Source organism: Kibdelosporangium aridum (genome assembly GCF_900176515.1).
GTDB lineage: Bacteria > Actinomycetota > Actinomycetes > Mycobacteriales > Pseudonocardiaceae > Kibdelosporangium > Kibdelosporangium aridum.
On sequence record NZ_FWXV01000013.1, the window covers coordinates 73,023 to 96,270 of the forward strand.

Annotated in this window: 24 protein-coding genes; 17 read left to right on the forward strand and 7 right to left on the reverse strand. The window is 66.5% G+C overall.

Translation table 11 applies throughout. The features are described from left to right. The first annotated feature begins 17 nt into the window (after window positions 1-17). From B9C43_RS57175 to B9C43_RS47535, 8 genes are all read left to right on the forward strand, one after another. Window positions 18-1,109, forward strand: a complete 1,092-nt coding sequence (locus B9C43_RS57175) for a DUF917 domain-containing protein (protein WP_160097238.1) — start codon at window positions 18-20, stop codon at window positions 1,107-1,109. Then, window positions 1,106-2,512: a hydantoinase/oxoprolinase N-terminal domain-containing protein gene (locus B9C43_RS47505; RefSeq protein WP_143447105.1), complete on the forward strand. Its 1,407-nt coding sequence runs from the start codon at window positions 1,106-1,108 to the stop codon at window positions 2,510-2,512. The genes B9C43_RS57175 and B9C43_RS47505 overlap by 4 nt, the downstream gene beginning before the upstream one ends. Next, window positions 2,509-3,855, forward strand: a complete 1,347-nt coding sequence (locus B9C43_RS47510) for a purine-cytosine permease family protein (RefSeq protein ID WP_084433918.1) — start codon at window positions 2,509-2,511, stop codon at window positions 3,853-3,855. Before B9C43_RS47505 ends, B9C43_RS47510 begins: the two co-directional genes overlap by 4 nt. Beyond that, window positions 3,834-5,408, forward strand: a complete 1,575-nt coding sequence (locus B9C43_RS47515) for a hydantoinase/oxoprolinase N-terminal domain-containing protein (protein ID WP_084433919.1) — start codon at window positions 3,834-3,836, stop codon at window positions 5,406-5,408. The genes B9C43_RS47510 and B9C43_RS47515 overlap by 22 nt, the downstream gene beginning before the upstream one ends. After that, the gene (locus B9C43_RS47520; protein WP_084433920.1) at window positions 5,401-6,468 is read left to right on the forward strand and encodes a DUF917 domain-containing protein; all 1,068 of its coding nucleotides are present in this window, start codon (window positions 5,401-5,403) and stop codon (window positions 6,466-6,468) included. The genes B9C43_RS47515 and B9C43_RS47520 overlap by 8 nt, the downstream gene beginning before the upstream one ends. Beyond that, window positions 6,468-7,115: a GGDEF domain-containing protein gene (locus tag B9C43_RS47525; RefSeq protein WP_084433921.1), complete on the forward strand. Its 648-nt coding sequence runs from the start codon at window positions 6,468-6,470 to the stop codon at window positions 7,113-7,115. The genes B9C43_RS47520 and B9C43_RS47525 overlap by 1 nt, the downstream gene beginning before the upstream one ends. 191 nt (window positions 7,116-7,306) lie before the next feature. Then, window positions 7,307-7,948 (forward strand): DUF4360 domain-containing protein, encoded by a 642-nt coding sequence (locus B9C43_RS47530; protein WP_033392654.1) that lies wholly within the window; start codon window positions 7,307-7,309, stop codon window positions 7,946-7,948. Between the two features lie 146 nt (window positions 7,949-8,094). Then, window positions 8,095-9,162 carry an NAD(P)-binding domain-containing protein gene (locus B9C43_RS47535; protein WP_033392655.1) on the forward strand — a complete coding sequence of 356 codons (1,068 nt, stop codon included), beginning with the start codon at window positions 8,095-8,097 and terminating at the stop codon, window positions 9,160-9,162. Here B9C43_RS47535 and B9C43_RS47540 read toward each other — a convergent pair. From B9C43_RS47540 to B9C43_RS47555, 4 genes are all read right to left on the reverse strand, one after another. Next, window positions 9,159-9,713 carry a snapalysin family zinc-dependent metalloprotease gene (locus tag B9C43_RS47540; RefSeq protein WP_235039264.1) on the reverse strand — a complete coding sequence of 185 codons (555 nt, stop codon included), beginning with the start codon at window positions 9,711-9,713 and terminating at the stop codon, window positions 9,159-9,161. The two genes, B9C43_RS47535 and B9C43_RS47540, sit on opposite strands and share 4 nt — an antisense overlap. A gap of 80 nt (window positions 9,714-9,793) precedes the next feature. Then, window positions 9,794-10,351 carry a copper resistance CopC family protein gene (locus tag B9C43_RS47545; protein ID WP_084433922.1) on the reverse strand — a complete coding sequence of 186 codons (558 nt, stop codon included), beginning with the start codon at window positions 10,349-10,351 and terminating at the stop codon, window positions 9,794-9,796. A gap of 35 nt (window positions 10,352-10,386) precedes the next feature. Continuing rightward, window positions 10,387-11,769, reverse strand: a complete 1,383-nt coding sequence (locus tag B9C43_RS47550; RefSeq protein ID WP_084433923.1) for a glutamate decarboxylase — start codon at window positions 11,767-11,769, stop codon at window positions 10,387-10,389. A gap of 22 nt (window positions 11,770-11,791) precedes the next feature. Next, window positions 11,792-12,331, reverse strand: a complete 540-nt coding sequence (locus tag B9C43_RS47555) for an NADAR family protein (protein WP_235039265.1) — start codon at window positions 12,329-12,331, stop codon at window positions 11,792-11,794. Window positions 12,332-12,400: 69 nt separating this feature from the next. On the opposite strand from B9C43_RS47555, the gene B9C43_RS47560 reads away from it, so the two are divergent. The 4 genes from B9C43_RS47560 to B9C43_RS57180 all read left to right on the forward strand — a co-directional run bounded on the left by B9C43_RS47560 (window position 12,401) and on the right by B9C43_RS57180 (window position 15,988). Continuing rightward, window positions 12,401-13,177 carry a helix-turn-helix domain-containing protein gene (locus tag B9C43_RS47560; protein ID WP_084433924.1) on the forward strand — a complete coding sequence of 259 codons (777 nt, stop codon included), beginning with the start codon at window positions 12,401-12,403 and terminating at the stop codon, window positions 13,175-13,177. Between the two features lie 71 nt (window positions 13,178-13,248). Next, entirely contained in the window at window positions 13,249-14,334 is a 1,086-nt protein-coding gene (locus tag B9C43_RS47565; RefSeq protein WP_033392662.1) for an S-(hydroxymethyl)mycothiol dehydrogenase, read from the forward strand. Window positions 14,335-14,425: 91 nt separating this feature from the next. Then, window positions 14,426-15,451: a hypothetical protein gene (locus B9C43_RS47570; protein ID WP_051897594.1), complete on the forward strand. Its 1,026-nt coding sequence runs from the start codon at window positions 14,426-14,428 to the stop codon at window positions 15,449-15,451. A gap of 78 nt (window positions 15,452-15,529) precedes the next feature. Continuing rightward, a complete protein-coding gene (locus tag B9C43_RS57180; protein WP_160097240.1) occupies window positions 15,530-15,988 on the forward strand; it encodes a hypothetical protein in 459 nt (152 codons plus the stop codon). A gap of 448 nt (window positions 15,989-16,436) precedes the next feature. Here B9C43_RS57180 and B9C43_RS47580 read toward each other — a convergent pair whose 3' ends face one another. Beyond that, a complete protein-coding gene (locus tag B9C43_RS47580) occupies window positions 16,437-16,967 on the reverse strand; it encodes a nuclear transport factor 2 family protein (protein ID WP_084433926.1) in 531 nt (176 codons plus the stop codon). Window positions 16,968-17,088: 121 nt separating this feature from the next. Here B9C43_RS47580 and B9C43_RS47585 point away from each other — a divergent pair, with 121 nt between their 5' ends. The 3 genes from B9C43_RS47585 (at window position 17,089) to B9C43_RS47595 (ending at window position 19,058) form a co-directional block, all read left to right on the forward strand. After that, window positions 17,089-17,985, forward strand: coding sequence for a LysR family transcriptional regulator (locus tag B9C43_RS47585; protein ID WP_084433927.1), 897 nt, complete (start codon window positions 17,089-17,091; stop codon window positions 17,983-17,985). 98 nt (window positions 17,986-18,083) lie between these two features. After that, entirely contained in the window at window positions 18,084-18,704 is a 621-nt protein-coding gene (locus B9C43_RS47590; protein WP_084433928.1) for a BON domain-containing protein, read from the forward strand. 6 nt (window positions 18,705-18,710) lie between these two features. Beyond that, window positions 18,711-19,058, forward strand: coding sequence for a sunset domain-containing protein (locus B9C43_RS47595; protein WP_084433929.1), 348 nt, complete (start codon window positions 18,711-18,713; stop codon window positions 19,056-19,058). Here B9C43_RS47595 and B9C43_RS47600 read toward each other — a convergent pair. Next, window positions 19,039-20,169, reverse strand: a complete 1,131-nt coding sequence (locus B9C43_RS47600) for a mandelate racemase/muconate lactonizing enzyme family protein (protein WP_084433930.1) — start codon at window positions 20,167-20,169, stop codon at window positions 19,039-19,041. The two genes, B9C43_RS47595 and B9C43_RS47600, sit on opposite strands and share 20 nt — an antisense overlap. Further along, window positions 20,166-21,200, reverse strand: coding sequence for a LacI family DNA-binding transcriptional regulator (locus tag B9C43_RS47605; RefSeq protein ID WP_033382485.1), 1,035 nt, complete (start codon window positions 21,198-21,200; stop codon window positions 20,166-20,168). The genes B9C43_RS47600 and B9C43_RS47605 overlap by 4 nt, the downstream gene beginning before the upstream one ends. Before the next feature lie 155 nt (window positions 21,201-21,355). Between B9C43_RS47605 and B9C43_RS47610 the strand changes: the two genes are divergently transcribed. Both B9C43_RS47610 and B9C43_RS47615 read left to right on the forward strand, forming a co-directional pair. Then, the gene (locus B9C43_RS47610) at window positions 21,356-22,210 is read left to right on the forward strand and encodes an ABC transporter permease (protein WP_084433931.1); all 855 of its coding nucleotides are present in this window, start codon (window positions 21,356-21,358) and stop codon (window positions 22,208-22,210) included. 15 nt (window positions 22,211-22,225) lie between these two features. Then, window positions 22,226-23,248: an ABC transporter substrate-binding protein gene (locus tag B9C43_RS47615; RefSeq protein ID WP_084433932.1), complete on the forward strand. Its 1,023-nt coding sequence runs from the start codon at window positions 22,226-22,228 to the stop codon at window positions 23,246-23,248.

The window sequence follows — 23,248 nt, forward strand, 5'->3', positions numbered from 1 at the left end:
CTTACTACCATTCACTCGTGCGACTTAACGGGGGTTGCCTTGTCGACTTCGCCCGGGGCTGCGACGTGCTCGCCGCCGGCGGGGGTGGTTACGCGGGGGGAACCGTACCGATGGCGCAGGTCGCACTGGACACACAGGGTCCCGTGGAGATCATCGGACTGGACGACCTCCCGCCGGACGGCCTTGTCATGCCATGCGCTTACCTGGGATCACCGGCCGTCTGGGTGGAGCGGATCGGCACTGGGCGCGAAAGCATCGCGATCCGCCGTCAGGTCGAACAGCATTTCGGTGCCGAAGTCGTGGCAATGATGTGCACCGAGATCGGCGGTAGCAACGGCCCTGCGTCGGTGGCACTGGCAGCGAACGCACGGCTGCCGTTGGCCGACGCGGACGGCATGGGCCGCGCCTTCCCGGGCGTCGAGCAAGTCGCGATGCAGGTCGCGGGCGTGCATCCAGGCCCGTCAGTCCTGGCAGACGACCACGATCACGTTGTCCTGGTTCAAGCCGACACGGGGGACTGGCTGGAGCGCCTGGCGCGCAGCGCGGTCACGGCCTTCGGGGACACGGGCGTGAGCTCCGAATACGTGATGACGGTCGAACAAGCCAGGACGAGCGTGGTCACCGGCTCCATCAGCCGCGCACTGAAGATCGGCCAGGTACTCGCGAACTGCGCGGGCATGCCCGTGGTCACGGCGGTACGGCGGCTCGCGGCGGAGTTCGGCGGGATCTGCCTGATGGAAGGCAAAGTCAGCATGGTCTCGGCGGTCCAGACCAGCGCGTCGTCGACCTTCGCGGCGAGCCTGCGGTCCACGGCGTTGCTCGACGGGATCAACGGCGACAACGGCCGCTGCCTGCGGGTCGAGATCGGCCATGAATACCTGGCGATCCTCGAGGACGGCGAGGTCCGCGCCACGACCCCGGACATCATCACGCTGTTCGACGTCTACAGCGGCGATGTCGTGGCCACGGATTCGTTGCGCTACGGGCAACGCGTCGTCGTGCTGGCGCTGCCGTGCCCCGACCTCTGGCTGCAGCCCGCCGGTCTGGAGCTTGTCGGCCCTCGCGCATTCGGCCTGGACCTCGACTACCACCCCTTGGTGGTGAGATGAGCTCGTATCGGCTTGGGGTTGCGCTTCCTGGAAAAAGGACGTCCGCGGCCATCCTCGCGCCCGACGGCCATGTGGTCGCGACGGCCGAACTGGAGTCCGACACCCCTGGCGACGTCATAGACGCGGCCCTCGAAGCAGCCGCGGCACACGGAGTCACGGCCAGCGTCATCGACCACGTCATGTTCGCCGTCACGGATCTGCGTGCGCTGAACGGTTTGTCCACCGAGACCGGCTACTGGCGCGGTTGGCCAGGCCGGTTGGCGAAGGTCGCGGCCGTGCGACTGGGCGCGGCGACAACATCGGTGCCACCGTTGACGATGTGGCCGAAGGAACTGTGCGAACGCGTCGTGGTCGCGTCGACGTGCCTGTCCGGCGGCGCGATGCTGGACGGCAGCGACTACGAACCCCTTGACTTCGAAGGACTTCTGGCGTTCGCCCGGAAGATCTCCGGAATCGTCGGCGCGGTCGCGATCACCGGCGTGTTCTCATCGGTCACGCCACGGCACGAACTCGCGGCGGCCGAGGTGCTCCGTGAGGAAATGGGCGCCTGCGGGGCGATTCTGTTGTCCCATGAGTACGGCGGCCTTGGCCTGGTCGAACGCGAGAACGCCACGATCCTGCAGGCCGCGTTGACCGCACCGGTCGCCGAGGAGGCCGCCAAGCTGCTGGCCGCGGTGAGTCAGCGCGGCATGGCACACGCCGAAGTGTTCCTCGCCCGCAGCGACGGGACGATTGCCACGCTCGACAACGCTGTCACCCATCCGTTGTCACTTCTCGGCGGCACCGACGCGACATCCGTCGTGGGCGCCGCCGTGCTCGCGGACGAGAAGGACGCACTGGTCGGCATGACCAATGTGGACGGTACGGTCCGGGCGGTCTGCGCACTGACCGACGGCAGCCCGCGGATGACCATGGGACACACCAAAGTCGCAGGCGTGCCAACGGGTTTGAGCGTCCCCGCACTGGTGCCGATCCACGCTTCGGTCGAGGAAGCGATCGACCGGGCCAAGGACGCGCCGGGCGACTTGCCGCTGCTGCTGGTCGGTCCTGGCGCGCGGATGTTCGTGAAGTCCTTGTCGCCAAGGATCGTCGGCACCGCGCTGGCTGGGACCGTGAAGGTCGAGTCGCCGGACAACGCCGAAGCCGCCGCCGCTGTCGGCGCCGCCTCCGCCCCCGTGGTCGGCGAGGCGCGCCGGATCGTGCCGTTGAACAGCGCACGCCTTGAGGAGATCCGAGCCGCTGTGCGCGAAGCCGCACGGGCGTCGGCGATGCGCGCGGGCGCCGATCCCGCGAAGGTCGCGCTCGTGTCGGTCGAGGAGAAACCATTGGCGTACTTGTCCGAGCCGACCGTGGTGATGCGCGTGCGCGCGGGCGGCCCGCCGAGAGACGGAGGAACCAGGTGACGCCACAAGACGACTATGCCCTCAGCCGGGTGCCTGAGAAAGCCAGGTACGGCTGGGGCTGGGTGGCTGTCCAGCAGTTCGGCCAGATCTCGGACCTGATCACGTTCTCCACCGGTGTCATCCTCGGCACCGGGCTGTCCTTCTGGGGCGCGTTCTGGGCGCTGACGCTCGGATCCGTTGTGCTGGAACTGGTCGCGGTGTTCGTCGGGATCGCCGGCTGCCGCGAAGGACTGTCCACTTCGGTGCTCACCCGCTGGACCGGCTTCGGCCGGTACGGCTCGGCGCTGCTCGGGTTGATCATCTCGGTCAGCCTGATCGGCTGGTTCGGGATCCAGAACGGCGTGTTCGCGCTCGGCATGAACGCCATCGCGCCGTGGCTGGACGTGTGGGTGTGGTCGTTGATCACCGGCTTGGTGATCACGGTCCTCGTGATGTACGGATTCCGCGCGATGCGGTGGATCGCGGTCGCGGCGGTGCCCGCGTTCCAGATCGTCATCGCCTACTCCGTGATCACCGAATTCGCCAAAGTGGACGTTGGCTCGCTGTTCTCCTCCGGGCCGCTGGGCGAAACGATGACGATCGCCGCGGGCGCGACACTCGTCGCCGGGTCCTACATGGCCGGTGCGACGATCATGCCGGACATGAACCGGTTCAACCGCAAGCCTTCCGACGTGGTCAAGCAGAGCGTTCTGTCGATCACGCTGGGGCAGTACGTGATGGGCCTGATCGGTGTCCTGCTGGCCTACGCGGTCAAGGGACAGGACGCCGTCGCGATCCTGACCACCACGGTCGGCGTGATCGGCGTGATCACGCTGGTCGCCGCGGTCGTGAAGATCAACGACTGGAATCTCTACAGCTCGTCGCTCGGTATCACCAACGCGATCGACACACTGACCGGGATCAAGGTCAACCGGGTCTGGGTCACGCTGGTCATCGGCATCGCCGGGACGGCCTTGTCCGCCGTCGGCATCCTCGACCGGTTCGTGGACTTCCTGATGATCCTGGGGGTCACGCTGCCGCCGATCGCCGGGATCGTGGTCGCCGAGTACTACCTCGTCAAACGCTGGCGCCCGGCGCTCGACGACTCGCGGCAACGCGGTGTGCTGCCCGCCACCGAGCCGACCCTGGTGCCGGTGACCCTGGTGATCTGGGCGGTCGCGGCCTGGTTCGGCTGGTGGAGTGAACGCGAGGCGCTCGGAATCGGGTCGCTGAACTCGTTACTCCTTGCCGGACTGCTGTATCTGATCGCTGGGAAGATCGGTCTGGTCAAGGGCATCAGTGAAGTGCCGGTGGGCGAAGACAAAACGGGGAAGGAGGAGACGTGCGAATCGGTATCGACGTAGGCGGCACGAACACCGACGCGGTACTCCTTTCCCAAGACAATCGCCTGCTGGCCTCGGTCAAGACACCGACAACGCCCGAGGTCACCGACGGTGTCGCCTGGGCGGTCACGGATCTGCTCGCCGCGGCGGCCGCATCCGGTGCGCTCGAACGGATCGACGACCTCTCCGCGGTCATGATCGGGACGACGCACTTCACCAACGCGATCGTGCAGCAGCGTGGGCTGACACCCACCGCGGTGGTCCGGCTGGCTTTGCCCGCGACAGGTGCGTTGCCGCCCTTGACCGGCTGGCCGCCGGTGTTGCGTGCCGCGATCGGCAGGAAGCACTACCTGGTGCACGGCGGTTACGAGTACGACGGCACCGAACTGGCCACAATGGACCCTGACGAGCTCAAGCGGGTCGCCGCCGACGTGGCCGAGCGCGGCCTGCGGTCGGTGGCCATCTCGTCGGTGTTCGCGCCGGTGAACAGCGAGATGGAGCTCAGGGCCGCGGAGATCCTCCGCGCCGAGGTGCCCGACCTGCACGTGTCGTGCTCACACGAATTCGGCCGGGTCGGCTTGCTGGAACGGGAGAACGCGACCGTCCTGAACGCGGCGCTGATCGAGTTGGCCGGGCAGATCGCCGACGCGCTGACCGCGGCGTTGCGCGGCGCCGGAATCACGGCTCCGCTGCTGTTGAGCCAGAACGACGGCACCGTGATGGAAGTGGACTACGCCCGGCGGTTCCCGGTCGCGACGTTCGCCTCCGGTCCGACGAACTCCATGCGGGGTGCGACGTTCCTGGCCGGGCTCAGTGACTGTGCGGTGGTCGACGTGGGTGGGACCACTGCCGACATCGGTATCGTCACGGGTGGTTTCCCGCGGGAGGCGGGTGCCGTCACTGAATTGGCAGGGGTGCGGACCAACTTCCGGATGCCTGACCTGTTGTCGCTCGGTATCGGCGGCGGAAGCCTGGTGCGTGGCAACGAGTTCGGCCCGGACAGTGTCGGCTATGAACTGACTGAACGAGGGCTTGTGTTCGGCGGCAACGACTTGACGCTGACCGATCTCGCAGTGGCCGCCGGCATGGTCGACCTCGGCGATGCCGACCTGGTGTCCCACTTGGACAAGACGCAGGTCGCTGCCGTCCTCGCAGCGGTCGGTGAGCGGATCGCCGAGGCGGTGGACCGGATGCGTACGTCCCCTGATCCGTTGCCGGTCCTGGTCGTCGGTGGCGGCAGTGTGCTCGTCCCCGACGTCCTTCCTGGACTGGACGACATCCGGCGGCCCGAGAACTTCGCCGTGGCCAACGCGGTCGGCGCGGCCATCGCCGAAGTCGGCGGCGAGGTCGACCGGGTCGTGCACATCGGCGAGGGAAAACGGGACAAGGTGCTCGAAGACGTCAAGATCGAGGCGATCGAACGAGCGGAGGCGGCGGGCGCGTTGCCCGACAGCATCCGGGTCGTCGACGTCGAGGAAGTGCCGTTGGCGTACGTGCCCGGCGGGGCGGTCCGGGTCCGGGTGAAGGCGATCGGGCAGCTCAACCTCGCCAGGCTGGGGGCAGGCGATGCGTGAGATCCGGCTGTCCGACATGGACGACATCGCGCGTGGGGCGGCGATCCTCGGCGCGGGCGGCGGCGGGGATCCGTACGTCGGCAAGTTGCTGGCCGAAGTCGCCATCGAGAAGCACGGCCCGGTGTCCGTTGTGGACATCGACGACGTGGAGCCGGACGCGGTGGTCGTGCCGATCTCGTCGATGGGCGCACCGACCGTGGGCACCGAGAAGCTGCCGTCGGGCCACGAGGCGATCACCGCGTTGCGAGCGCTCGAGCGGGTGATGGGCAAGAAAGCCACGCATCTCGTGCCGATCGAGATCGGCGGTGTGAACTCGGTGATCCCGATCGCGGCCGCTGCCGAGACGGGCCTGCCGCTGGTCGACGGCGACGCGATGGGCCGCGCCTTCCCGGAGGCGCACATGGTTCTGCCTGCGTTGATCGGTGTGAGCTGCACGCCCATGGTGATCGTCGACGACAAGGGCAACACGATGGTGCTCGACACCGTCAGCAACGAATGGGCCGAACGCTTCGCCCGAGCCGCATGCACCGAGGCTGGGTGCTCGGTGTTCACTGCCGACACTGTCCTGACTGGAAGGCAGTTGAAGGAAGGCCTGGTCGCCGGAACCTTGACGCTGGCGCACAAACTCGGCCGGGCCGTGCGCTTGTCACCGGAGCCGGTCGCCACCGCGGCCGCACTGCTCGACGGGCAACTGCTGATAACCGGCAAGGTCGTCGACGTCCACCGCGCCACCACCGGCGGATTCGCCCGTGGCCAGGCCAAGATCGAGGGCATCGGTGCCTACCGGGGCATGCGGATGACCTTGTCGTTCCAGAACGAACACCTCGTCGCCGAGCGCGACGACGAGATCGTGACCAGCACACCGGACCTGATCTGCGTGCTGGACAACGAAACTGGGGATCCGATCACCACTGAGGGGATGCGTTACGGAAACCGGGTCGCCATCCTGGGCGTCCCGTGCGACAGCCGATGGACGACGCCGGAAGGGCTGCGGCTGACCGGGCCGCGCGCGTTCGGCTACGACCACGACTACATGCCGATTTCCGTTGGGGGTAACTGATGACCACCGCGTCGAGTGCCTGGGAGCGCGCGCCGCTGATTCCACTGCCGAGCCGAGGCCACGAGCACGAGCACGAACGGTGTGACTCGTGTGGCCAGCCGATCGGCTACTGGGCCGTCGACCGGCTCACCGGGCTGCTGGACCGCTGGGGATGGGACACGTACGCACCGGAGAGCTTGCGGCGCGCCCACGAGCAACGCCAGCCGTTGGCGCTGCTGTTGCTGGATCTCGACCACTTCAAGGAGATCAACGACCGCTACGGCCACGTGGCCGGCGACATGGTCCTGCATGCCGTGGCCGAGGTGCTGCGCGCCTCCTGCCGGGAGAACGACGTCGTCGGCCGCTACGGCGGTCACGGCGGCGACGAGTTCCTGGTGCTGCTGCCGATGACCAACCGGGACCGGGCGATGTCCGTGGCGCTGCGGGTGCTGGACGGCGTGCGGGCGCTTCAGGTGGGCGTGCCGGACGTGGACAAGGGCACCAGGACCACCCTCACCGGACTGACCGTGTCGATCGGCGTCGCGCTTTATGTCCCGGCCCGCGGAATGGAACCGGTATTGACCGATCTGGTTCTCGAGGCGGATGCGGCACTTCTTGTGGCCAAGCGGGAAGGCCGGGACACCGTGCGGATGGGAAGGCGCCGCTGATTCCCGGCCATCGGGACGTTCTTTCGGATAATCGTCGGCTTTTTTAATACCTCCGGCCGTCCTATCATCCTTTCCCAGTTTAAGTCGGGGAAAGGGGACGCCTTACTCCGTTCAGCGGGTTTTGAGCTGTGATAACCGCGCTACGGTTGGTCACCGCCGCGAGTCGCGTGTGACGCATTTGGAGGTATCTGATGCTTCATATGTTGGCCGCAGCCGGCGTCGCTTTATCGCTCGTCGGACAACCCGTTCAAACCGCCGGGTGGCCGTCAACCCCGCCACCCGACAAGATTATCATCGATGTTGCCACCGTTAACGGCTCCGGGTGCAGACCCGGCACCGCGGCAGTCGCCGTCTCGGAAGACAACGAGGCGTTCACGGTGACGTACAGCGAGTTCCTTGCCCAGGTCGGCGTCGGTGCGGCGCCGACGGACTGGCGCAAGAACTGCCAGATCAGCCTGAAGGTGCACGTCCCGTCTGGTTTCACGTACGCGGTGGCCCAGGCGGACTATCGTGGTTTCGCCCATTTGGAACGAGGCGCGACCGGCCTCGAGCGGGCGAACTACTATTTCCAGGGAATGTCACCGACCCAGTTCGTGAACCATCCGCTCAACGGTTCGTACAGCGACAACTGGCAGTTCACAGACAAGACCGATATCGCGGCACTCGTTTACCACCCGTGTGGCGAGTTGCGCAACTTCAATATCAATACGGAGTTGCGGGTGAACGCTGGGACTTCCGATCCGAAGAAGACCACCAGCTTCCTCGCGATGGACTCGACAGACGGAAGCATTAAGACCACCTACCATTTCCACTGGAAGACCTGCCCTCGTTAGTATGAATTAACCCGATCTCGCGGCGGCGTGGTGCGCCGAACGTGGTTTTTGGGGTGCCCTCGTCCGCAAAAGCCACGTTCGGTCCAGTGACGCACCGCTCAGCGCGATCGGGAAGAAAGCGACCGCCACGCGGTGTTCGCCCGGATATGCGGGAGACGGACGTGGTGGTCATCGGGGCCGGGCAGGCTGGCCTGTCCAGCGCCTACTACCTGCAGTACTACGGGATCGACGACTACGTCATGCTCGACTCCGCCGATGGCGCCGGAGGGGCATGGCGGCACCGCTGGCCGTCCCTGCGATTGGGCAAGGTGAACGGCATCTACCCGTTGCCTGGCTTCCCTCCTGTGGACGCCGACGCGGATCTACCTGCCTCAGAAGTTGTGAGCGAGTACTACGCCTCCTATGAGCGGCACTACGGCTTGCACGTGATCCGGCCTGTCGAGGTCACCTCGGTCGACTATGGCCCCGAGGACATTGGGGCTGGCGAACGGCTGGTGGTCTCGGCAGGGCCCGATCGTTGGGCCGCCCGTGCGGTCATCAATGCCACGGGTACGTGGACACGGCCGTTCTGGCCGTACTACCCGGGGATGGCGTCGTTCGAGGGCCGTCAGTTGCACACCGCGGACTTCCGTGATGTCGAGGAGTTCCGCGGCAAGAAGATGATCGTGGTGGGTGCGGGGTCGTCGGCGACCGGGCTGCTGCTCGAGCTGTCCGATGTCGCCGACGTCACCTGGATCACCCGCCGCAAGCCGGTTCTGCGGGACGACGAGTGGTCCGAGAACGTCGGCCGCGAAGCAGTGGCCAAAGTGGACGAACGGGTCCGTGCCGGTCTGCCGCCGTTGAGCGTGGTCAGTGCGACCGGGTTGTGGGCACCGCCGGACGTTCGCGCGAAGCTGGAAAGCCTGCCGTGGCGCCCGATTTTCCACGAGCTGACACCGCGGGGCGTGCGGTGGCGTGATGGTACCGAGTTGGAAGTGGACGCGATCCTGTGGGCAACCGGATTTCGTGCCGCGCTGGATCACTTGGCACCACTGGGGTTGCGGGCACCGGGCGGCGGGATCGTGATGGACGGCACCCGCGTGGTCGCCGAACCTCGGCTGCACCTTGCCGGATACGGCCCGTCGGCCAGCACGGTCGGCGCGAACCGTGCTGGCCGGCAGGCAGCACGCGAGATCCGCGCACTGCTCAACTCTTCGGAACTGGTTGCTTCTTAACGGTTTGCCACGTCGTAGACATCCCTCCTGCCGACGGTGGTGGCGACACCGCCTGCGAACAACTGGTTCACCCGAGCTGCTTCCTGGGCGTTGGGGTACGGGTTGCGGCACGAGGTTCCGGCGCTGCCGCCGGACATCAGGTACGAGCAGATGCCGTTGTAGTTGTCCGGCAGGCCAAGCCCGTGCCCGATCTCGTGGGTGACGATCCGCAGCGCGTTGTGGCCTGCGGCGATGTCGCGGGAGTCGATGTAGATGGTCGCGCAGCCGAGCCCACACGGGTACGCGCGTGACCCGCCGCCGGTGGTGCCGTAGATCCGGATCGTCGCGTTGCCGCCACGCACCATCTGGACGTTTGGCGCCCGCGAACTCCAGATCTGCGCGGCCTGCGCGGCCTCGTTGGAGTACCCCGACGCGCTGTAGTACACCGTCCTGGCGAGGACGGAGGCTTCAGCTGAAGCCGGTGCGGCGGTCGCCACCGCGGCCCCGGAGACGAGCATTGCCGAGGCGGACGCCGCCGCGACCAGCGCAGCGCTGAACTTTCGCAGGGACACTCGAAGATCTCCTTGCGGTGCAGGGTGCAGGGATCTTTCGAGGATAAGTACCTATGCGCACCTGGCCATATCCACGACCGTCATAAGGCCGGTTTATCCCCCTTCCGGCGTTGCCGGATCACCAACGCCAGTGCGACACCGAGCAGGACGGCGATCCCGAAGATCCACAGTCCAATCGGGACACCGTCGTCGTCCTGAGTGGACGCTGCCGTGTGGTCGTGGACCGGTTGCGGTTGGGGTGGCGGTGGCTGTTCTTGTTGTACGGCAAGCGGTTGGCCGAACGATGTGGTGATGTCGAAGGTGATGTCGCCGACGACGAGGTGTCCGTCCTGTCCGGTCACCCGGTAGTTGATGGTGTATTTGCCCGCGGGCCCGTACGGCGAGTCGGCGGGGACCGTGACGACCTTGTTGTCCTGAGTCGGGCGGCCCATCAGCCACGGGGTGCCGTTCGGGTCGGTCACCGTGATCGTCGGCGGCGCCTTGAGCGGCTCGTCGAACGTCAGCTGGACGCTGGACGGCGGTTTGTCCAGCGCCTGCCCGGGTTCCGGGTTGCTGGTCAGCAACCGGACGTGCGCCGACGCGGGGACGGCCGTGGCGAGCAGCAGCGCCACGACCAGCAGCAGGGTCCGCAGGGTCATAAAGGCATATCTTTGCCCAGGAAGAGTGGATGAAGTCAAGTGCCGTGTGCGAAGGACGAAGGCCCTTGTCTCGGGTGCTCGAGCGCCGTCAGTGCGGGCAGCATCTGTTTCAGGTCGGTCATCAGCGCGTCCGCGAGGTCGGGACTGAACCCGTTGCGCACCACGATCCGCAACACAGCGAGGTCGGTCCGGTTCGCCGGGAACGTGTACGCGGGTACCTGCCAGCCGCGGGCACGCAGCCCGCTGGACACGTCGAACACCGAGAACGGCTGGCCGTCGGCGACTGTGAACGCGAAGACCGGCAGTTGGTCACCCCTGGTCAACAGCCGGAACGGGCCGAGCTCCTCGATCTGCTTCGACAGGTTCGTGGCGACGTCCCGGCAGGCCTGTTGCACGCGGCGATAGCCGTCGAACCCGAGGCGCAGGAAGTTGTAGTACTGCGTGACGACCTGGGAGCCCGGCCGGGAGAAGTTCAGCGCGAACGTGGGCATCGTGCCGCCGAGATAGTTCACCTGGAAGACCAAGTCCTCCGGCAGTGCGGCCGTGTCCCGCCAGACCACCCAGCCGACACCCGGGTACACCAGGCCGTACTTGTGGCCGGATGTGTTGATCGACGCGACCCTGGGCAGCCGGAAGTCCCACCGCAGATCGGGATCGCAGAAGGGCGCGATCATCGCGCCGGACGCGCCGTCCACGTGCACCGGGATGTCCAGCCCGGTCTTGGCCTGCAGCTCGTCCAGTGCCTGGCAGATCTGCTCAACCGGCTCGTAGCTGCCGTCGAAAGTGGACCCGAGGACGGCCACGACCCCGATCGTGTCCTCGTCGCAGAGTTTCACGGCTTCTTCGGCGGACAGGTGGAACCGGTCGCCGTCCATCGGGACCAGGCGGGCCTCGACGTCCCAGTAGTTCGCGAACTTCTCCCAGCAGACCTGGACGTTGACGCCCATCACGAGGTTCGGCTTGCCGGTACCTGCCGCGGAAGCATTGTGTTGCCAACGCCGCTTCAGCGCGAGGCCCGCGAGCATGCAGGCCTCGCTGGAGCCTGTGGTGGAGCACCCGGGTGCTTCGTGGGTGTCGGGCGCGTTCCACAGCCCGGCGAGCATCCGCACACAGCGCGCTTCGAGCTCGGCCGTGCGCGGGTACTCGTCCTTGTCGATCATGTTCTTGTCGAAGCACTCGGCCATCAGCTTGTCGGCCGTCGGCTCCATCCACGTGGTCACGAACGTCGCCAGGTTCAGCCGCGCGTTCCCGTCGAGCATCAGCTCGTCGTGCACGATCTGGTAGGCGAGCTCGGGGTCGAGCTCGCGTGCGGGCAGTTCGTTCTTCGGGATGTGCATCGGAACCCTGGCGTACAACGGGTTCACCGATACTTCGGAGCTGCCCGGTTCGGGCTCGCGGGACGGGTGCGCCAGCGCCATGACGGCAACGCTAGAACGTTGATCAGCGCAGCGCAGCCCGAGCGTCCATCAGCGCGAAACCCAGCAGGTTCCGGCCACGCCACTGGGTGGGATCCTGCGCCTTCGGGTTCTGGGCGCCCAGCCCGATGCCCCAGATGACGTCGCGGGGCGCGGCCTCGACGAGCACCTTGTCCCCGGTGCCGAGCAGGAACTTGGTCAGCACGGGGTCGGACCCGAACTTGGCGATACTGCCCCGCACCACGATGTCGTACCTGTTCTCGGCCCAGATGTCCTGGTCGAAGTTGCGCACCGCCCGGCCGAGCTTCTTGGCGTCCGCCGGTGTCTTGCTGGCGAGGATCTGGTCAAGGACCTCGTCGTCGCCGAACAGCCGGGCCTTGCCGGCCATCATGAAGTGCTCGGCGCTGCGGTAGGTCACGCCGTCGACGCTGAAATCGGCCATCCACCACTGACTCAGCACCCACCGGCCAGCCTCGTGCCCCGGCGTGGGCGTGTGCCCCCAGAAGAAGAGGAACTCCGGCCGCTCGCCGTCCGCCATCCGCTTGATCAACTGAGCCCTGTCCACGAGCCGGGAGCGTAGCCATTACCCCTGACATAATCGCCGAGGTCTCGTGGCCGCCGTAGCGTGGATGGCGTGACGTTGACGCAACGACCCGTGGGTGAGCTGCTCAGACAGTGGCGGGAGCAGCGCAGGCTCAGCCAGCTCGACCTGTCGATCCAAGCCGACATCTCGACAAGGCACCTGAGCTTCGTGGAGACCGGGCGCTCCGCGCCGAGCCGCGACATGGTGCTGCACCTGGCCGAGGAACTGGACGTGCCGTTGCGCGACCGCAACCGGCTGCTGCTGGCGGCCGGGTACGCGCCGGTCTACGGCGAGACCCCGTTGGACGCGCCGGAGATGGCGCCGGTGAAATCGGCAGTTCGCCGGATCCTCGCTGGGCACAACCCGTACCCGGCTGTTGTGGTCGACCGCCGGTGGAACCTGGTCGACAGCAACGCCGCGACCTCGCTGTTCATCGCGGACGTCGCGCCTGAGCTGATGAAGCCACCGGTCAACGTGCTGCGGCTGAGCTTGCATCCGAAGGGGATGGCGCCGCGGATCCGCAACCTGGGGGAGTGGCGGGCGCACCTGCTCGGGCGGTTGCGCCGGGAGATCGCGGTAACCGCCGACGCGGGGCTGCAGGAGCTCTACAAGGAGCTTGTGGCGTACCCGTGTGACGACCCGGAGCCGCATTTGGACAACGACGTGGTGGTGTCGTTGCGTATGACGCACAAAGGCAAGGAATTGGCCTTCCTGAGCGTGATCGCGACGTTCGGCACGCCCGCCGACATCACTGTCGCCGAGCTAGCGATCGAGTCGTTCTTCCCGGCCGACGACGCGACAGCCGAGTTCCTTCGGGGGATCCTGTAGATCACCTCTCGACAGCGGACCCATGCGCGATGTCTACTCGGTTGCGCACGCAACGATGCGGGAGGTCGAGAGTGGCTGAAGTCCGTGCAGTAGTCGCACGCGCCAAGGGTGAACCGGTCGAGGTGACCACGATCATCGTGCCCGATCCCGGACCGGGCGAGGCCGTGGTGAAGGTGCAGACCTGCGGGGTGTGCCACACAGACCTGCACTACCGCGAAGGCGGGATCAACGACGAATTCCCGTTCCTGCTCGGCCACGAGGCCGCGGGCGTGGTCGAGTCGGTCGGCGAAGGCGTGACGGACATCGAACCGGGCGACTTCGTGGTGCTCAACTGGCGCGCGGTGTGCGGCGCCTGCCGGGCCTGCAAGCGCGGCAGGCCTTGGTATTGCTTCAACACCCACAACGCCAAGCAGAAGATGACCCTGGCTGACGGCACCGAGCTGTCGCCCGCGTTGGGCATCGGTGCGTTCGCGGAGAAGACGCTCGTGCACTCCGGTCAATGCACCAAAGTGGACCCGTCGGCCCGTGCCGCGGCGGTCGGCCTGCTCGGCTGCGGCGTGATGGCGGGTATTGGCGCCGCGATCAACACGGGCAACGTCGGCCGTGGCGACTCCGTGGCGGTCATCGGCTGCGGCGGCGTGGGCAGCGGCGCCGTCGCCGGAGCGCGGCTCGCCGGTGCGGCCAAGATCATCGCGGTGGACGTCGATCCCCGGAAACTCCAGTGGGCGCAGGGCTTTGGCGCGACCCACTCGATCAACGCCCGCGAGGTCGACGACGTCGTCGAGGCCATCAAAGCGGTGACCGACGACTTCGGCGCGGACGTGGTGATCGACGCGGTCGGCCGCCCGGAGACCTGGAAGCAGGCGTTCTACGCCCGTGACCTGGCCGGGACCGTGGTCCTGGTCGGTGTGCCGACGCCGGACATGACGCTGGAGATGCCGCTGATCGACTTCTTCAGCCGGGGCGGCTCGCTGAAATCCAGCTGGTACGGCGACTGCCTGCCGTCACGCGACTTCCCGATGCTCGTCGATCTGTACCAGCAGGGCCGCCTGGACCTGGACGCCTTCGTCACCGAGGAGATCCCGCTCGACGGCGTCGAAGACGCCTTCCACAAGATGCACACCGGCGACGTGCTGCGATCGGTGGTCGTGTTCTGAAATAGGCCATGTGGAGCACGCGGCGCTGGAACACGTTGGTACACCGGCGAAAGAGCTACTGGGAGACCGGTTGTGCGCGTAGAGTAACGAGATGGGGTTTTTCAGCCGGAAGAAGTCCGCGCTGCCGCAGCGGGACGTCATCCAAGGGCACACCTACGAGGACGCGGTTCTGGACACCGCGGTGGAATCGGCGTCACAGGGGGAACTGAAGGTCGCGCTGTCGGCGCTTGCCGAGTGCCGCACGAAACCGGAAGTGCGCGCGTTGCGAGTTCGAGTGCTCGCCGAGAAACTGGTCGGCCGTGCGGAATCCTTGGTGGAAACCGCACAGACCACCGGCGACCCCGACACGTGGCTGCTCGCGGGATCGACCTTCATCGAAGAGGCGTGGGCGATCCGCGGCCACGGATGGGCCAGTTCGGTCGGCGAGGACCGGTTCCGGATGTTCTTCGCGACGTTGCGCAAGGCCATCGCCCCGCTGCACGAAGCAGCCGAAGGCCTTCCGCAGGACGCGGTGCCGTGGGCGGAGATGCAACGCGCCGCACTGGGACTCCAGGCGGACCGCGAGGAACTGGACGCGGTCTGGCGCGAGATCACCTCCCGCACCCAGACGCTGTATCCGGCGTACTACACGCGTTTGCAGATCCTGGCCAAGAAGTGGGGCGGCTCGCACGAGGAGATGCTCGCGTTCGCCCGGCTGAGCGTGGACGCGGCGCCGCACGGCGACCCGATCGCGGCGATGATCCCGCTCGCGCACTTCGAGGTCCTGCTCGCCGACCAGAACGAACTGATCAACAACAAGCACACGATCAGAGCGGCGATGCTGCCGAACACGTACTTCTCGAAGGTCCGCGCGGAGGTCGACACAGCGGCGGACAAGTGGATGGTCGCCATCCCACGCCCGCACCCGCGTGCGCTGGAGGCACACAACGCGTTCGCCGCCGCGTACGTCCTGGCCGTCGAACCGATCCGCGCCCGCGCGCACCTCGTCGCGATGCGTGACCACCTCCACGACCTGCCGTGGAACTACTACATCGACTACGACAAGCTACGGGACGAGTACCTCAAGGCGTATGGCAAGTTCGTAATGAAGGCGCCAAAACCCGCCGAAATGTACTGACGAGCGAATAACCGCAGTTCAACCCTCTGTGAGCAAAACGTGCTCACAGAGGGTTGCGTAGTGGTGTTGGATGGCCCGGTGGCTGTACGACTTGATGCCGACACGGTGTCCTCGTTGGTAGGACCGGACCTCGCCCGGATCGGGCGAGAACATCTCGACCAAGGCCGTGTCTTCGAACTCGGCGAGGATGACGGCGGCGTAGCGGCGACCGTGCTGGACTCCGCGCGCAAGGAATACGACGTCTGGGTCGGCGTAGTCAACGGCGCCCTGACCGGCGAATGCGACTGCGAAGACACCGAGGCCCCACTCTGCGGGCACGCCGTAGCCGTGACCCTCGCCGCCCTCGAGGACGGCATCCTGTTCACATCGGTGACCGAACAGGACGACGAGGACGACGAGGAACGGTTCGCCGAACTGGCCGCGAGCCTGACATTCGACCAACTGGTCGACCTGGTGGCCCGCCAGGCAGTCGCGGACCCCGACTTCGCCGACGACCTCATCGCCCTGGCCGAGGAAGACGACGAAGCCGAGGACTGATCAGCAAAGGCCCACCCAGCCACCCGGAACGGCGCCAACCGCAGGCACGCCCGAAGAACGGTGAAGGCGCGCCCCAACAGCAATGAAGGCGCGCCCGAAGCCCAAGTGGAGGCGCACCAAAACCAAAAGCGAAGGCGCGCCCGAAGGACAGTGGAGGCGCGCCCCAAGCACAAAAGGCGCGCCAAAAGTGGTAGTCGGCGCGATTTTGTGTGGAGTGGCGCCGCAAATAAGCTTGTCGGCGGGGCAGGGCCGCAGGTCCTGCCCGCTTTCCCTGTCCTTTGCGGCTGCCCCGAAAAAGACACAGCCTCCATGGAGACCACAGCGGCAGGAGCCAGGCTGGGTGCTCCACACCAAATCGCGCCGACCCCTCACAGCAGCGCGCCGAAAGCAACCACAGCGCGCGCCGCGGCGACCCAAGAGCGCGCCGAAACCAACCAGCGCACTCAAATCAGGCGAGCCGACCCGGCAGCGGCGCCAACTTGTAAGCCTTCCAAAAGAACAAGTCCGCAGCATGCTGGTCCGAAGCGAAGTTAACCGCCTCAACGATCTTGCGGTTGCGAATCCGGAACCCCAGCGCCCAAAGGATATCCAACCCCTCAGGCCTCGTACTCCAGCCGCGATGCAGGTCAACAACCCAGTCGCCGTCCGCACCCAAAAAGATCGTCTCCGCCCGGAAACCGGCCTTACCCAGTTCACGAAAGAACGCCAGCACCTCATCGATGCCCAGCTTGGTCCCGGACAAGGGATGGTGGCCGGGAATAGTCCACCGAATATCGTTGGCGAAGAACCTCCGCAGCCTGTTGAGGTCCCCCGAACCGTACGCCTCGTAATAGTCCTTGATCAGCCGTACGTTCGGGTGCTCACCCTCTTGAGCGCTGGCCGCGGTGCCAGTGAGCAAGGAGCCCGCTGCCACCAGTCCCAGGCCACCACGCAACAGCCCCGCTCGCGACACGCCTGCCTGGTCTTCAGACGTCGTCATCAGTCAACTCCTGTCCTCGGAAACGACCCGGAACATCAACAAACCACGGGAACCGCACCCAAGACCAAGACCCATGCTCATAACCTGGCCGCATAGATCGCTCACCAAGGGGGACTTCAGGATGGACGTCGACACCCGCGTCCTGCGTTATTTCGTCGCCGTCGCCGAGGAGCTGAGCTTCACCAGGGCGGCTGAGCGCCTGTTCGTCTCCCAGCCGGCACTGAGCAGGCAGATCCGGCAGCTGGAGTCGGACTTGAAGATCAACCTCTTTGCCCGGACGAGCCGGGAGGTCCGGCTGACGTCCGCGGGCGAGGCGCTGGTGCCCATCGCGAAGGGCATCATCGCGGACTGGCAGGCCGCGCAGCGCACGGCACGTGGCATCGCCGCACTGGAGTCGCGTGTACTGCGGATCGGGTTCGAGGCGACTGGTGCGGGCCCACTGGCCACCAAGGCGCGCACGACCTTTGCCGCGCGTCACCCGGACGTGACGATCGAGCCGAAGCGGTTCGACTGGGGCGGCGAGGTGGCGGCGCTCAGGGACGGCCTGGTGGATACGGCGTTTCTGTGGCTGCCGGCCGACACGACAGGCCTGCACACCGAGATCGTCGCGGTAGAGCAGCGCCTGGTCGGGTTCTGCGCGGCGCACCGGCTCGCCGCGAAGGACAGCGTGTCCATCATGGACCTGAAGGACGAGCCACTGATGTGGACGCGCAAAGCGCCGAAGCACTGGGTGGACTGGTGGGCGGTGAACCCCCGGCCGGACGGGTCGCAACCGGTGTGGGGCCCGGAGAACGACAACGTCGAGGAGATGCTGGAGCATGTCGCGGCCGGTGCGGGGGTCTGCATCAGCCCTGAGTCGATGGCCGCCTACTACGCCCGTCCCGACCTGGTGTGGCGCCCGATCATCGACATCCCGCCGCTGCGCATCGCCCTGGCCCGCCCGGCGGCCAGCACCAATCCGCTGGTCGCCGCGTTCGCCGACGTGGTCAGTGAGCTGTCCGAAGTAGATCTCGCCTAGCCCGTTGGACCGCGGATCGCCACTCTGACGAGTGAATTTCGACGTCTCGGTCAGCGATTCGCTGGCCTCCGCAGTAATGACCGGGTAGGACAGCGGCCATGCCGAGGTTTCCCCGCTGGTGGTTCTGGGCCGCCGTTGTGATCCCTGCCGTGATCACGGCGGTCGGGCTCGTCGTGCAGACGCCCGGGATCGAGCGCACGGTCGAAGCCGAGGCCAGGAAGGCCACGACCCAGGGCGACCTTGTCGTCGACGGCCGGGACGTGACCATCAGCGGAATCCCGGTCGAACAAGCCGCCAGGGTCGAACACGAAGTCGAAGCCGCGACCGGCGTCCGCGATGTGTCTGTTGTGGATCCTGAGCTGGCTCCGATGAGATTCTCCTTCATCGCCAACGAGATCACGGTCACCGGGTCCACCGAGCAGCAGGCCTGGCGGGACCAGTTCGTGCGGGCGATGAGCAAGCAAACGCACGGCCGCACGCTGATCGACGAGACGAAAACCCAGCGCGGCACCGACTTCCCGATCACCACGAAGGCCGCCGAAGCAGTGGTGGCGTTGCTGTCCCAGCAGCCCGAAACGATGACGGTGGACGTGAAGCCTGGCCGGGTCACGGTCGCTGGCGTCATCGCCGACGAGGACCGCCGCAAGGCCATCGTCGCGGTGTTCAAGCGCTTGTTCGGCGACAAGACCGTGATCGACCAGACGAAAACCAAGGAGTGACATACGTTGCTGTGGCTCGCCGCCCAGGTCTTCTTGCTGTGCCTGGTCTCGTTCCTCGCCGGTGCGGGGATCACGGTCCTCGCGTTGCGCCGGAGGCCCGAAATCCCCGCCGGCACGGGCGACACGGCCGACGAAGTCGTGACTGAGGATCTCGTGGAGGAGGAGGAAGTACCCGGGCAGCAGGCCGAGCCGGTGGTGATCAAGGCATCCAAGAAGTCGATGCGCTACCACACCCCGGACTCGCCGTACTACAACCGCGTCTCGGCCAGCCTGACGTTCATCTCCCCTGAGGAAGCCGAACTCGCCGGCTACAAGGCGTGGAACGCCGAGAAGGTCACAGCGCCAACCGCCTGACCTTCTCCTCGTCCACCTCGATGCCCAACCCTGGCCCGGTCGGCACGTACGCAGTCCCGTCGGCGACCTTCACGGTGTCCCCGCCGACGTAGACCGAGTCGACGAACTGACGCCCGTTCAGGTCGACGGGTGTGGTGATACCGAAGGCCGCGAAGAGGTGCAACGAAGCGGCAAGCCCGATGTCCGAATCAGTCAGCCCGGATCCCATCAGCCGGACCCCGCTGTCCTCGGCGAGTTGCAGCAGCCGCCGCGACAACGTCAACCCGCCGCTGCGCTGGACCTTGGCGATCGCGATGTCCACGGCACCCAGCCGGACGAAGGTCGACATGTCCGACGGATGCCGCAAGCTCTCATCCAGCGCCACCGGCACCGCGGACAGGTCACGCAACCGCTGCAGCCCGGCGATGTCGTTGGCTGGCAGAGGCTGTTCGAAGGCCGTCACGCCGAAGTCTGCGAGCGCACGGGAAATCTGCACGGCCTCGGCCACCGAGTAAGCCTGGTTCGCGTCCACCCACAGCGGTGCCGAGCCAGCCGCGTTCCGCACTGCCTCGACGATCCGCAGATCCGTCGGGCCCAGCCCGATCTTGACCTTGAACGCCTGGTAGCCCAGGGACTGCCCTTCGGCCACGGCGTCCGCGACCTCCGCCGGGCCCTGACCGGAGACGACCCAGCCGAGCTGGATCGACGAAACCCGCCGTTGCCCCCACAACTCGCCGACCGAGACGCCGAGCGCACGCCCCAGCAGGTCGTGCAGCGCCACGTCCACCGCGGCCTTGGCCAGCGGGGCCCCGATGCTGAAGCCCCGGTTGATCGCCCGGTCGAAAGCCGAAGTCACGCCGTCGAGATCCCACGCCGGTCGTCCGACGATCGCAGGCGCCAGGTAGCCGTTGATCGTGCTGACGATCGACTCCTGCGTCTCATAGGTCCACGCGGGGATCGGTGTCGCCTCGCCCCAGCCGAAGTGGTCGCCCGCGGTCACCTTGACCAGGATTCGCACGCTGGGCTTGCCCATCACAGCGATGGCCCCACCCGATACGCCGAACGGACGCAACGTAGGCAGTGGCACGGCGAACGTCTCAACCCGGTCGATCGTCAGCCCGGCCAGCGTCATGAACGTACCCTTCCCGTGCTTTCGCGGATCACCACTTCGCCCTCCACTCGGAGGATCCGGCTGCGCCGCCCGGAGTTCTCCCGCAGCGCCAGTTCCATCGCCCGTTCGCCCAGTTGCTCCAACGGCAACGCCACCGTGGTCAACGGTGGCGTCAGGTCCCGGACAATGGGAATGTCGTCGAACCCGGCGACCGACACATCACCCGGCACCGACAAGCCGTTGTCACGCAACGCGGTCAACGCACCGATCGCCATCACGTCGGTCACCGCGAACACGCAGGTCGCCTGCAGCCCGCGGGAAATCAGCGAGGCCATGCCCGCATACCCACCGTCACGGGTGAAGCCACACTCCACAATGTCCTCTTCAGAGATGTGAACACCGGCGCCGGACAAGGCGTCCCGGAAGCCCGCGATCCGGTCGGCCACAGTGGTCAGTGCGCGCGGCCCGGCCAGAATGGCGAACCGGCGATGCCCCATTTCCAGCAACGCGTTCGCCAAAGCGGCTGCGCCCGAACGGTTTTCCGGCAGCACACTGTCCACCCGAAGGCTGCGGTGCCGTGACACAACTGCAACCCGGCCACCGCCGCGCAAGTATGGATCGAGTTCGGCGGCCAGGGAACGTTCCCACGCCTTGTCCTCGAAGCCTGAGCCGATCAGCAGAATCGCCGGGGCGCGCTGTGCCCGTAGCATCGAGACGTACGCGACCTCGCGATCGGCGTCCCGGAAAGTGCTGGCCAGCATGACAAGCAGTCCGTTGTCCCCAGCCACCTTCATGATTCCCCGTGCGATCACGGCGAAGTACGGGTCGCTGACGTCGTGGCAGATGACCCCGACCGTCCGTCTTGACGCGCCTGCGAGGGCCTGTGCGTGCGCGTTCGGCGCGTACGCCAGCCGTCCCGCCGCGTCCTGCACGCGTTCGCGCAGGTCGTCGCGGACTTTCGCGGTGCCGTTGAGCACTCGGGACGCCGTCGCGGGGGACACCGCGGCGGCACGCGCGACGTCTTGCAACGTCACGTGTGTCCGTTCTGCCATTGGCTCTCCACTTCTTGACCCGCCGTGCCGGGCGTGTCTACTCTAGCGCAGAAAGCGCTTTCTGAAAGCGCTTTCTGAAGTGCGTGACAAGCGGTGCTAGCTGCGGGTAAGCGCTTTCACGCACGAGGATTCCCGTGGCGGGAAGGCGGAGGGGCATGGCGGTAGAGAGCACGCAGGGCGCGCCGGCGGGGGTGGCCGAGCGCGATCGTGCAAGCACTGCTGAGCGGGCTCTTGGATTCATCCATCAGGCGTGGCGTCCGGTCGCGCTGCTGGCGTTGTTGTTCGTCGCCTGGTGGGTGATCACCGCAACCGGATTGGTCCAGCCCTATCTCGTCGCCTCGCCAGGGGACACGTTCTCGACCATCGCGGAGAAGTCCGACTACTTCTGGGAACACACGTTCATCACGCTCTGGGAGACGGTGGCGGGCTTCCTGCTCGCGATCGTCGTCGGCGTGGTGACCGCCGTGATCATGGTGTACTCCACGACACTCGAGCGCACGCTGTATCCCTTGCTGCTCTTCGCCCAGGTGATCCCGAAGATCGCGGTGGCCCCGTTGTTCGTGGTGTGGCTGGGTTTCGGCACCGAGCCGAAGATCCTCGTCGCGCTGCTGATGGCGTTCTTCCCCATCGTGATCTCGATGGTCACCGGGTTGAAGTCGATCGACCCGGAGATGCTGCAGCTCTCCGCGACGATGGGCGCCAGCCCGATGAAGACCTTCTACAAGATCAGGCTGCCTGCTTCGCTGCCGCATCTGTTCTCCGGCTTGAAGATCGGCGCCACGCTCGCGGTCACCGGTGCGGTGGTCGGCGAGTTCGTCGGGGCCAACGAGGGACTCGGCTACGTCATCCAGCAGGCGAACGGGAACTTCGACACGCCCACCCTGTTCGCCGGTCTCGTCATCATGTCCGTCCTCGGCATCCTGCTCTTCGCTCTTGTCGAGGTGCTTGAATACTTCGTCCTCCCGTGGCACGCCAGCCGCCGTATCGATGCCGCTACGACCAGCATGTGAAAAGGGAGTTCCACCATGAGGTTCCGCACGCTCCTCGCCACCGCTTCAGTGGCGGTGCTGGCACTGGCCGCCGGCTGCGGCGGATCGCAGCAACAGACCACCACCAACCCCGAGGGCAAGCAGCTCGACAAAGCCACCCTCATGCTGAACTGGTATCCGTACGGTGAGCACGCGCCGTTCTACTACGGCAAGGCGCAGAAGATCTACGAGAAGCACGGCATCGACCTGACCATCCAGGCTGGCCAGGGTTCGCAGAAGACCATCCAGGCCACCGCGGCCGGCCAGACCGACTTCGGCTGGGCGGACACGCCCGCGTTGCTGGCCGGTGTCGGCCAGGGCATGGCGGTCAAGAGCGTCGGTGTGTTCCTGCAGACCACGCCGTCGGCGGTGCAGTTCTTCAGCGAGAAGAACATCACCAAGCCCGAGGACCTCAAGGGCAAGACCATCGCGAGCACCGCCGGTGACGCGCTGAGCAAGACGTTCCCGGCGTTCCTGAAGGTCAACGGGCTGGCCGACTCGGACGTGAAGCTGCAGAACCTGGACGCCGCGGGCAAGATGGCCGCCGTGCTGTCCGGCCAGACCGACGCACTGCTGGGCTTCGCCACCGACCAGGGCCCGACGATCCAGGAGAAGGGCAAGAAGCCGGTGTCGTACCTGAAGTTCGCCGACCACGGGCTGAGCTTCTTCTCCAACGGCCTGCTCACCTCGCAGAAGAACCTGTCCGACAAGAAGGACCTGGTGACCAGGATGGTCGCCGCGACAAGCGAGGCGTGGACGGCGGCGCAGTCGAACGCGAGCGCCGCGGTGCAGTCCATGAAGGGTGCTTCGGAGCAGCTGCCGTCCGAGACGGTGCTCACCGAGCAGTTCAACGCCACGATCAAGCTGCTGCACACTTCGAAGACCACGGGCAAGGCGCCCGGGGTGAACGACGAGGCCGACTGGCGCGAAACGATCAAGGTGTTCGCCGACGCAGGCGTGATCCAGAAAGCCCAGGAGCCGTCGGCGTACTGGGATGTCAGCTTCGCGCCGAAGGGATGA

Excerpts from the sequence above, each read along its gene's own strand:
- B9C43_RS47505 (WP_143447105.1), top strand. The coding sequence starts at position 1,106 with ATGAGCTCGTATCGGCTTGGGGTTGCGCTTCCTGGAAAAAGGACGTCC.
- B9C43_RS47520 (WP_084433920.1), top strand. The coding sequence starts at position 5,401 with ATGCGTGAGATCCGGCTGTCCGACATGGACGACATCGCGCGTGGGGCG.
- B9C43_RS47525 (WP_084433921.1), top strand. The coding sequence starts at position 6,468 with ATGACCACCGCGTCGAGTGCCTGGGAGCGCGCGCCGCTGATTCCACTG.
- B9C43_RS47530 (WP_033392654.1), top strand. The coding sequence starts at position 7,307 with ATGCTTCATATGTTGGCCGCAGCCGGCGTCGCTTTATCGCTCGTCGGA.
- B9C43_RS47535 (WP_033392655.1), top strand. The coding sequence starts at position 8,095 with ATGCGGGAGACGGACGTGGTGGTCATCGGGGCCGGGCAGGCTGGCCTG.
- B9C43_RS47545 (WP_084433922.1), bottom strand. The coding sequence starts at position 10,351 with ATGACCCTGCGGACCCTGCTGCTGGTCGTGGCGCTGCTGCTCGCCACG.
- B9C43_RS47550 (WP_084433923.1), bottom strand. The coding sequence starts at position 11,769 with ATGGCGCTGGCGCACCCGTCCCGCGAGCCCGAACCGGGCAGCTCCGAA.
- B9C43_RS47570 (WP_051897594.1), top strand. The coding sequence starts at position 14,426 with ATGGGGTTTTTCAGCCGGAAGAAGTCCGCGCTGCCGCAGCGGGACGTC.
- B9C43_RS47580 (WP_084433926.1), bottom strand. The coding sequence starts at position 16,967 with ATGACGACGTCTGAAGACCAGGCAGGCGTGTCGCGAGCGGGGCTGTTG.
- B9C43_RS47585 (WP_084433927.1), top strand. The coding sequence starts at position 17,089 with ATGGACGTCGACACCCGCGTCCTGCGTTATTTCGTCGCCGTCGCCGAG.
- B9C43_RS47590 (WP_084433928.1), top strand. The coding sequence starts at position 18,084 with ATGCCGAGGTTTCCCCGCTGGTGGTTCTGGGCCGCCGTTGTGATCCCT.
- B9C43_RS47600 (WP_084433930.1), bottom strand. The coding sequence starts at position 20,169 with ATGACGCTGGCCGGGCTGACGATCGACCGGGTTGAGACGTTCGCCGTG.
- B9C43_RS47605 (WP_033382485.1), bottom strand. The coding sequence starts at position 21,200 with ATGGCAGAACGGACACACGTGACGTTGCAAGACGTCGCGCGTGCCGCC.
- B9C43_RS47610 (WP_084433931.1), top strand. The coding sequence starts at position 21,356 with ATGGCGGTAGAGAGCACGCAGGGCGCGCCGGCGGGGGTGGCCGAGCGC.
- B9C43_RS47615 (WP_084433932.1), top strand. The coding sequence starts at position 22,226 with ATGAGGTTCCGCACGCTCCTCGCCACCGCTTCAGTGGCGGTGCTGGCA.